The sequence below is a fragment of the Mesorhizobium sp. M1348 genome (assembly GCF_040317925.1).
In the GTDB taxonomy this organism is placed as follows: domain Bacteria; phylum Pseudomonadota; class Alphaproteobacteria; order Rhizobiales; family Rhizobiaceae; genus Mesorhizobium.
On the sequence record NZ_JAMYLH010000075.1, the window covers coordinates 1 to 1,669 of the forward strand.

General features: G+C 58.1%; 1 protein-coding gene. It reads right to left on the reverse strand.

The features are described 5' to 3' along the window. Positions 1-282 precede the first annotated feature (282 nt). On the reverse strand, positions 283-1,623 hold the full coding sequence (locus tag NKH13_RS35470; protein ID WP_352917479.1) for a glucoamylase family protein: 1,341 nt from the start codon (positions 1,621-1,623) through the stop codon (positions 283-285). Between the last annotated feature and the right edge of the window lie 46 nt (positions 1,624-1,669).

Genomic DNA, 1,669 nt, shown 5'->3' on the forward strand with positions numbered 1-1,669 from the left:
TGGCCGAGAAAAATTAATAGAAACAAAGGAGGCCGCGATGAGAGAGTATTTTTCATTTCAGCTATTCATGAGAATGTCGACTGCGTTATTTATTGGTGCCGCTATCTATTCCATCGTTTTCGGGAATACATGATAGCGCTTGGAGTCCGCGCTTAGACTTTCTCGAGACCAAGTCGCTGACATTTCCCGATCCTGAGCAGTAGCTACGACGCGGCGGGACGCGCTTCGCGAACTGCTCCGACCTGCCAGCAGATCACTCAGGGAAGAAACCACCCTGCGGCGCTAGGTGCAACCCAGTGTGGCCATACCCGCGGCAGCTCGTGGCCCCTGAGCAGACGTTGATGTGTCGAGGTGCCGGCTGGTGAAGCCCAGCCTTCCCAAGCCCTTGCGCACTTCCGGCGCGCCCATGAACAGTCTCCACAAAAGCCCTGTACGATGGTTCTCGATCATCGCGATGATTGGCCCCTGATTGATCGCTAGATATGTCCGGGAGTACCAGTTGCGAGGTTCGCAAAACGCGTCGACAAAGCCGAAGCGGTCCCATATGCGGTTTCGAGGCTTGGTCAGGAAACCGCGCAGTGCGCGCATCGCTTCCCCCGGAGCATAAGGGAAACTCGACAGGGCAGCGGACGGGGCGATTACGCCAAAGTCCCTGTCAGGTGCACTTGCGATGTATCCTCGCGGCCCATGGCTCGCGGTCAGACCCCAGCAGTCAGGGCCGTATCCCAGATGGTTATGGGGATTGCGGACGCAATGCCGATAATTGATCTGCGTATGACGGAGGTTCTGTTGCCAGTAGTCGGCGTATCGGTCGCTTAGGCCTCGTGGATCGAGCCCGCAGAAGGAATATTGCGAAAAGAAGAGCGGACCACCAGAATCCATTCCCAATGGCAGGACGATCCCGTAATGATCGCGCCCGTTTCGAAAGTCGGATCCGCCAGCAAAGCCTTCGTGATAGATGCCCGGATCAATGGGGTGGCGAGTTGATCCCGCCGCCAGCACGAAGGTGAGCATGCATTCGTTCCAACCTCTGATCGGGCTGTCCATCGCCCAGCCGTGGTTCGGGCTCCAGTGCCACATCAGTTGCCGGGCCCCGCGTGTGAACCAGTTCCACTCGGCCTGTGACAACAGCGCGTTCACGCTATGGCGAAGGCGTGCTTCCTCGGTTGCCATCCCGGCGAAATACTCGCGGGCGCAGATCAGACCTTGAAACAGGAAAGTGGTTTCGACCAGATCAGCGCCGTCATCCTTGCGACGGAATGGAATTGTCGCACCGGTACGGCCATTGATGAAATGCGGGAACACGCCGTGGTAGCGCGGCGAGCTTTCCAGGAAATCCAGCATTCGATGCAATCGGCATAATGCCGCCGCGCGATCGATCCAACCGCGTTCAACAGCAACGATGATTGCCATGATGCCGAAGCCAGAGCCGCCAATGGCTGCGAGATCGTTGGCCGGAGCACCGGTGGTCTTCTGTCGATCTCGGGCAAGACCACTGACGGGATGTGCGCCTTCCCAGAAGTACCGGGCCGTTTGCCGTTGCACGATATCCAGCAGCGCTTCATCTTCGAGGTCGCGAACGTTTGCCGGGAAGTCGGGTGCTTGGAGCGTGCTGGGAATCATCGAGCCGGTGTTCCTGAAATGGGCATACAGACCGCCGGTCAATATG